General features: G+C 70.0%; 7 protein-coding genes. 3 read left to right on the top strand and 4 right to left on the bottom strand.

The genetic code is table 11. The features are described from left to right. Nucleotides 1–39: 39 nt before the first annotated feature. Nucleotides 40–1,233: an endo-1,4-beta-xylanase gene (locus AB0C20_RS34340; protein WP_357569560.1), complete on the bottom strand. Its 1,194-nt coding sequence runs from the start codon at nt 1,231–1,233 to the stop codon at nt 40–42. A gap of 338 nt (nt 1,234–1,571) precedes the next feature. Further along, nucleotides 1,572–2,402, bottom strand: coding sequence for a PIG-L family deacetylase (locus AB0C20_RS34335; protein WP_357181913.1), 831 nt, complete (start codon nt 2,400–2,402; stop codon nt 1,572–1,574). A 191-nt stretch (nt 2,403–2,593) separates the two neighbouring features. Here AB0C20_RS34335 and AB0C20_RS34330 point away from each other — a divergent pair, with 191 nt between their 5' ends. Further along, complete coding sequence (locus AB0C20_RS34330; protein ID WP_357181916.1) at nt 2,594–3,499, top strand: alpha/beta hydrolase; 906 nt, start codon at nt 2,594–2,596, stop codon at nt 3,497–3,499. A gap of 16 nt (nt 3,500–3,515) precedes the next feature. Here the strand turns inward: AB0C20_RS34330 and prfH are convergent, their stop codons facing one another. Continuing rightward, a complete protein-coding gene (prfH, locus tag AB0C20_RS34325; RefSeq protein ID WP_357181919.1) occupies nt 3,516–4,133 on the bottom strand; it encodes a peptide chain release factor H in 618 nt (205 codons plus the stop codon). Next, nucleotides 4,130–5,317 (bottom strand): RNA ligase RtcB family protein, encoded by a 1,188-nt coding sequence (locus tag AB0C20_RS34320; RefSeq protein ID WP_357569559.1) that lies wholly within the window; start codon nt 5,315–5,317, stop codon nt 4,130–4,132. Before AB0C20_RS34320 ends, prfH begins: the two co-directional genes overlap by 4 nt. A 172-nt stretch (nt 5,318–5,489) precedes the next feature. On the opposite strand from AB0C20_RS34320, the gene AB0C20_RS34315 reads away from it, so the two are divergent. Together AB0C20_RS34315 and AB0C20_RS34310 are read left to right on the top strand one after the other, a co-directional pair. Continuing rightward, nucleotides 5,490–6,020 (top strand): adenylate kinase, encoded by a 531-nt coding sequence (locus tag AB0C20_RS34315; RefSeq protein WP_357181925.1) that lies wholly within the window; start codon nt 5,490–5,492, stop codon nt 6,018–6,020. A 37-nt stretch (nt 6,021–6,057) separates the two neighbouring features. Next, nucleotides 6,058–6,504, top strand: coding sequence for a hypothetical protein (locus AB0C20_RS34310; protein WP_357569558.1), 447 nt, complete (start codon nt 6,058–6,060; stop codon nt 6,502–6,504). The last annotated feature ends 44 nt before the right edge of the window (nt 6,505–6,548 follow it).

Genomic DNA, 6,548 nt, shown 5'->3' with positions numbered 1-6,548 from the left:
GTGCTCTGAGGAGCCCACAGCTCCACACGGCCCTGGGCGTCAGCGGCGGGGTCTGGGTGCGATGCGGGGCAGGACGTAGGGCGGCCCTGCGAAGATCAGGTCGGACTTCAACTCCTGGTACGCCCGCTTGGGTTGGTAGTTCTCGTCGTAGATGGTGGCCAGGCCCTCCGGCGGGTCGTCGAACCAGCCCGGCACCCACGAATGGTTGTCACTGAAGCCCCAGACGGTGTACGACAGGCAGCTCCGCACGGCGAGGCACGCCTTCATCAGCACGCTGAAGTTCGCGGCCGATGCCTGGAGCCGAGGGTTGATCTCCTCCGCGTTGCCCGCCTGGACGCCCTCGGTCAGCTGGCTGCGGACGTCGACCTCGGTGAACGCTGTCGCGACGCCGAGCCCGCTGAACTTCTTCAGCGCGGCGGTCACCTGGAGGGTGTCGAAGTTGCCGTACTGGGTGCCCAGGTGGCCCTGGGAGCCGACGCCGTCGATCGGGACGCCCTGGGTGCGCAGGCTCTTGGTCATGTCGTACACGAACTGGGTCTTGTCGTCCGCCGGGTTGCCCGAGCCGAACGCCTCGATGTTGTAGTCGTTGTAGAACAGCAGGGCCTTCGGGTCGGCCGAACGCGCCCAGCGGAACGCGTCGGCGATGTAGCCGGGACCGAGGTTCTGCGCCCAGAAGCCCTTGTAGTGCAGGGTCGACGGGGTGTCCCACGGGTCGCTGACCGCCTCGTTGACCACGTCCCACTGCCAGATCTTGCCCTTGTAGCGGTTGACGACTGTGGTGATGTGCTTGCGCAGCAGCTCGCGCAACTCCTGCTTGCTGATGGAGCCGTCGGCGACGCCGCTGGTCAACCAGGCGGGCAGCTGGTTGTGCCAGACCAGCACGTGACCGCGCACGCTCTGCCGGTTGCGCTTGGCGAAGTCGACGAACTGGTCGGCGGGCGCCCAGTTGTAGGTGCCGCGGGTCGGCTCCAGGCTCTCCCACTTCATCACGTTCTCGGCGGTGACCGACGCGAACTCGGAGGCGACCAGCTTGCGGTACTGCGGGTCGCTGGCGTCGTTGAGGGCATCCATGTTGACCGCGGTGCCGACGTGCAGGCCGTGGCGCAGGCCGAGGGTGCCGAGGCTCTGCGTCGTGGGGTCGTACGGTCGACTCGCGGTCGCCGGCACCGTGTTCAGCGTGGCGATGGTCGCGACGGCGACCAGGCCGACGGACGACCACTGTCTTAACTTCATGTGCCTTCCCTTCCAGACGATCAATAGATAGATGTCGATCTAGGAGGTGAGGGTCCGGTGTGGGTCGGGTGGAGGCGCGAGCTGGTGGGTGACGCCGGTAGTTCCGGCCGGAAACCGGAAACTTGCTCGAAACGTTAAGCCGATCTATGTCTGGGCGTCAACGCTGAAAACTTCCGGAAATTCATCACATGACCTGCGTGGCGCTGAGTGGCCAGCGGTCGAAACTTTCGGCGGCCGGCGGCCGGCGACTGGTTCGCGTGGAGAGGTCATCGCGGCGCACGCCGCAGGCATCGTCGACCCGGTGGCCGACGATGCCTGGTGGCGCTACGGAACAGTGATCAGCGCAGACCGGCGAAGAGGTCGTCCTCCGGCGTCGGTGCGCCCGTCCGGTCCCGGACCCGTACGAAGGTCTCCACGCCCATCAGCTCGGTGAACCGCTCCTGGCCGAGTTGCAGGAAGAAGATGTTCTCGGTCTGACTGGCGTGCGTGGCCAGCGCGTCGAACTTCTGCGCGCCGTACTTGCTCGTGTCGACCCAGGTGCTGATCTCGTCGTCGGGCAGGCCGAGCTGCGGCCCCGGCTCCGCCGCCGCGTCCGGCTCGGCCCACTCGACGCCGAGCTCCTTCATGATCCGGCCGAACTCGGCGAACGCCGTACGCGGCACCGTGGTCCAGTAGACCTTCGCCGGGACGTCCGTCTGCTCGACGGCGGCCATGGTGATCCGATGGGCCTGGATGTGGTCCGGGTGGCCGTAGAAACCGTTCTCGTCGTACGTGACGATCACGTCGGGCTGGTACTGCCGAATCAGCTCCGCGAGCCGGGCCGCCGCCTCCGACACCGGCGTCGTCCAGAACGCGCCGGGCAGGTCGTTGGTGGGCCAGCCCATCATCCCGGAGTCGGCGTAGCCGAGGGTCTCCAGATGGGTGACGTTCAGCGTGGCGCAGCTGGCCTCCAGCTCGGCCTGGCGCATCGCCACCACGGCGGCCGGGTCGTGCCCCTCCTCGCCCGGCTTGACCCCACCCGGGCCGTCCCCACACCGCCCGTCGGTACAGGTCACGAGCACTGTGGTGACCCCCTCGGCGGCATAGCGGGCAAGCACGCCGCCGGTGCTCGTCGCCTCGTCGTCGGGGTGGGCGTGCACCGCCATCAGGGTCAGAGGTCGCTCAGCCATGCCATCACCCTACGGTCATCCGGCTACGGCCTTACGACCTCCACCGGGGAACGTCCGCGGAAGCCGGCATCCTACCCAGTTCGGCAGCCGTCGAGCGGTCCTTGTGTGAACGGTGCTCAGGCTCCGGGCAGGTCGCTAGATTCGTGCGTGATCAGCACATCCCGAGCAGGTCCGGACGCGGGGAGAAGTCGATGGCAAGGGCCGCTGGCGGGTTCACCGACCTGCGACAGGTCGAGGCCGGAGTGCTGAACGTCGGATACGTGGACGCCGGGCCGCCCGACGGGGACGCGGTGATCCTCCTGCACGGGTGGCCCTACGACATCCACAGCTTCGCCGACGTCGTGCCACTGCTCACCGCCGCCGGTCAGCGGGTCGTCGTCCCGTACCTGCGGGGCTACGGCACTACCCGGTTCCTCTCCGACGACGCCATGCGGAACGGCGAACCGGCGGCCATGGGGCTCGACCTCATCGCCCTGATGGATGCCCTGAACATCGACACCGCGAAGCTCGCCGGGTTCGACTGGGGCGCGCGGACCGCCGATGTCGTCGCCGCGCTGTGGCCCGAACGCTGCCGGGGGCTGGTCTCGGTCAGCGGCTACCTCATCGACGGGCAGAAGTCGGGCACCGTGCCGTTGCCGCCGAAGGCGGAGTTCGCGTGGTGGTACCAGTACTACTTCGCCACCGAGCGCGGTCGGAAAGGGTACGACAAGAATCGGCGCGACTTCGCCAAGCTGATCTGGCACACCGCGTCGCCCAAATGGACGTTCGACGACGCGACGTTCGACCGCAGCGCGGCGGCGTTCGACAACCCCGACCACGTCGACATCGTCATCCACAACTACCGCTGGCGGCTGGCCCTCGCCGACGGCGAGCCGCAGTACGCGGAGATCGAGGAGCGCCTGGCCGCGAAGCCGAAGATCACGGTGCCCAGCATCTCCCTGGAGGGAGACGCCAACGGCGCGCCGCACCTGGAACCCACCGTCTACGCCAAGCAGTTCGCCGGCCCGTACGAGCACCGGACCGTCGGGGGCGGTGTCGGGCACAACCTGCCGCAGGAGGCGCCGCAGGCATTCGCCGACGCGGTGCTGGAGGTCTGAGTCGCTGGCCTCCCGGTCACCTGGGCGTCGGACGTTCCACCCGCACCGGATCGCCACGAACCAGCCCGTCGTGGATGCGCCACCGGGCGGTGGTGACGGCACGCCGAGCCGCCTCGTCGCCCTGCTCGACGCGTTGGCGCAGCAGGTCCACTGCGATCCGGCGGTTGAGGCTGAACTGCCGCTCCTCGTCCACCACGACCACCAGGCCCGAGGGGCGGTGCGTCGCGCGTACCGCGGTGCTGGCCTTGTTCCGGTGCTGACCACCCGGCCCGCCGGTGCGGCAGGCGACGATGTCGACGTCCGCCTCGCGGAACGTCGTCGGCCGAGCGTCGCGTTCGGGCGGCTGGGCGGTGACGTACCAGTTCTTCCGGCCGACACTCGACCGGTACGGGCTCGGGGCCTGCCAGCACAGCGTCCCGGTCCACGAGGCCGCGAACGGCTCGGCGTCGACGCCGGAGATCCGGATCAGCACCGACCGGTAGGTGCCGGCGCGGTCACCGGGCACCGCCTCGACCTGCTGGATCGTCAGACCTCGGCGGACGCCCTCGCCCCGCAGGCGGTGCAGCAGTTGACCCAGTGCCCAGGCGCACTCCTGCGGCCCACGCCCGGCCGACATCAGCAGGAACGCGGTCACGAGCGGCCTCGCCGGCCGCGGTGGCCCCGCCGGTCCGGCCGTGCGGCGGACCCGAGGTCGGGCGTCTTGTAGGTGACCACTGGCGTCGTGCTGACCACCGGCGTGGCCAGCCGGTGTTCGACCAGGTCGGCGATCACCTGCTCGATGCGCTTGTACGCGGTGGGCGCCTCCTCGAAGAGGAGCTGCCGGTCACCACACACCACCAGCGAACCCACTGGGGTACGGCGTAGCTCCTCGACCGTGTGCTTGGCCCGGCCCCGCCGCAGGGCGTCGGCCCGCGACATCTTGCGGCCAGCGCCGTGAGCCACCGAATGGTTGGCCTCCGGCCCGGCGTGCGCGGCCACCAGGTAGGACGCCGTTCCCCGGGTACCGGCGATCAGGACATCGCGCCCGTCACCCGGCGCCGCGCCCTTGCGGTGCAGGTAGGCCCCGTCCCGGACCTCGACCAGGTTGTGGCACTGGTCGACGATCGGCGCGGTGGGCTCGGCCCCCAACGCGTGCGCCACGCGGGCGGCCAGCACCCGCCGGTTGAGCGAACCCCAGCGCACGGCGTCGTCGTGCATGCTCAGGTAGGCGGCGGGGTCGGGCGCCGCCCCGGCACCGTGGACCTCGGTGTGCGCCCGCAGGATCCGCTCGCCCAGACCACGCGAACCGCTGTGCACGATCAGCACGAGATCGCCCGCGTCGAGCCCGAGCCGGCCTGCGTGCCGTACGTCGAAGACGGTGTCGACGCGGGCCAGCTCCACGAAGTGGTTGCCCCGGCCCACCGTCCCGAGGCCGTCGAGGTGACTGGCCGGAACGTCACAGTCGACTGCGGCCCAGGCGGGGTCGTCGGCGTCGCGTACCGGGTCGAGCGCCTGGTCGAGGTCGGGGAACCGGGCGGCGAGCCGTTCCGGTACGGCCCGCTTGAGCTTGACCGGAAACACGGCGATGCCGCAGCCGATGTCGGAGCCCACCAGGAACGGGTACAGCACTGTCGACGCCATGGCCGCGCCGATGGGCGCACCCTTGCCGGGGTGCAGGTCCGGCATCGCGGCGACGTGCCGCATGCCGTCCAGGGCGGCGACCTGTTGGCACTGTGCCAGCGCATCGGACTCGATCCAGCTCGCCGGAGAGGCGAACACCGTGACGGTGGCCGGGGCGGACGGGGGCAGGGGCTCCCGAGGGAGGTGGTGCTGGGACAAGGAGGCTCATCTCTGGCTGCGAACGTGAAAGCGGACGGCGTCACGGCCCCCGGGAGGCATCACCGGTGGCGCGGAGCAGGGGGTGGAGTCCGTCAGTACGTCATGGACGTCACTCTGGCCGAGGCGCGCCGGGCACGACAACCGATTTTTCTTCACGACGTACGCTGCCGCGATGAGCGCACCGCGTCGCATCCTGGTCTACGGGGTGTACGGCTCCGGCAAGTCCACCCTCGCGGCGCGGTTGGCCGAACACCTCGGACTGCCCTGGTATCCGGTGGACGATCTGCTCTGGCAACCGGGCTGGGTCGAGGTGCCGGTCGCCCAGCAACGCAGCCGGATCGAGGAGATCTGCCGACGGGACCGCTGGATCATCGACGGGGCGTACCACGGCTGGCGAGACGTCCCGATGGCCCGCGCCGACCTGGTCGTCGGCCTGGACTATCCACGATGGCTGTCGTTCGGGCGGTTGCTCCGCCGCACCGTCCGCCGGGTCGTCACCGGCGAGGTGATCTGCAACGGCAACCGCGAGTCGCTGGGCAGTGTGCTGTCCCCGGACTCGATCCTGGTGTGGCACGTCACCGCGTTCGGCCGGGCCCGACGGCGGATGCGGGCCTGGCAGGCCGACCCGTCCGTGCCGCCAGTGGTGTTACTGCGCTCCCCAGCGGAGCTGGACGTCTGGCTGGCCGGGCTGCCCCGCCGATGAGGCCGCGCGGCCACTCGCCGAACTGAGAGGACCGAGGATGAAGTCGACGGAGACACCGGTACGCGACGAGATCGTCGCCTTCCTGCACGACTACGCGAGGGCCGTCGAGACCGGCGACAACGACGCCGTTGCCGCGAGCTACGCCGAGACGTACATCGAGGGTGACCCGGGCGGGGCGGCGGCCGTCACCAACGACGGCGGGTACCGGACCGCTCTCGACGAACGCCACGCGGCGATGACCGAGCAGTTTGGCCTGACCGGAGCCAACGTGGCGGTCCTGGACGTTCTCGATCTCGCACCGGGGTACGTCCTCGTGCCGACCAGGTGGACGTTGGACTTCGTGCCGCCCGGGGGCAAGGCCGGCAGCGCCCAGTTCGCGCAGACCTACGTGGTACGCCTCGGCGACCCCCGGCCCCAGATCCTGCTCTACCTCTCGCACGAGCGCGAGGACGAAGCCATGCGCACGGTGGGTCTCACCGGCTGAGCCTCCATTGCGAACGCGTCGCCGGCCCGCTCCCGGTGGGGAGC

The organism is Micromonospora sp. NPDC048843, from assembly GCF_040649965.1.
Classification (GTDB): Bacteria; Actinomycetota; Actinomycetes; order Mycobacteriales; family Micromonosporaceae; genus Micromonospora; species Micromonospora hortensis.
The sequence above is the reverse complement of the archived record's forward strand: the minus strand, read 5'-3'. Positions and strand labels throughout refer to the sequence as shown.

Excerpts from the sequence above, each read along its gene's own strand:
- AB0C20_RS34330 (WP_357181916.1), top strand. The coding sequence starts at position 2,594 with ATGGCAAGGGCCGCTGGCGGGTTCACCGACCTGCGACAGGTCGAGGCC.
- AB0C20_RS34340 (WP_357569560.1), bottom strand. The coding sequence starts at position 1,233 with ATGAAGTTAAGACAGTGGTCGTCCGTCGGCCTGGTCGCCGTCGCGACC.
- AB0C20_RS34315 (WP_357181925.1), top strand. The coding sequence starts at position 5,490 with ATGAGCGCACCGCGTCGCATCCTGGTCTACGGGGTGTACGGCTCCGGC.
- AB0C20_RS34310 (WP_357569558.1), top strand. The coding sequence starts at position 6,058 with ATGAAGTCGACGGAGACACCGGTACGCGACGAGATCGTCGCCTTCCTG.
- AB0C20_RS34335 (WP_357181913.1), bottom strand. The coding sequence starts at position 2,402 with ATGGCTGAGCGACCTCTGACCCTGATGGCGGTGCACGCCCACCCCGAC.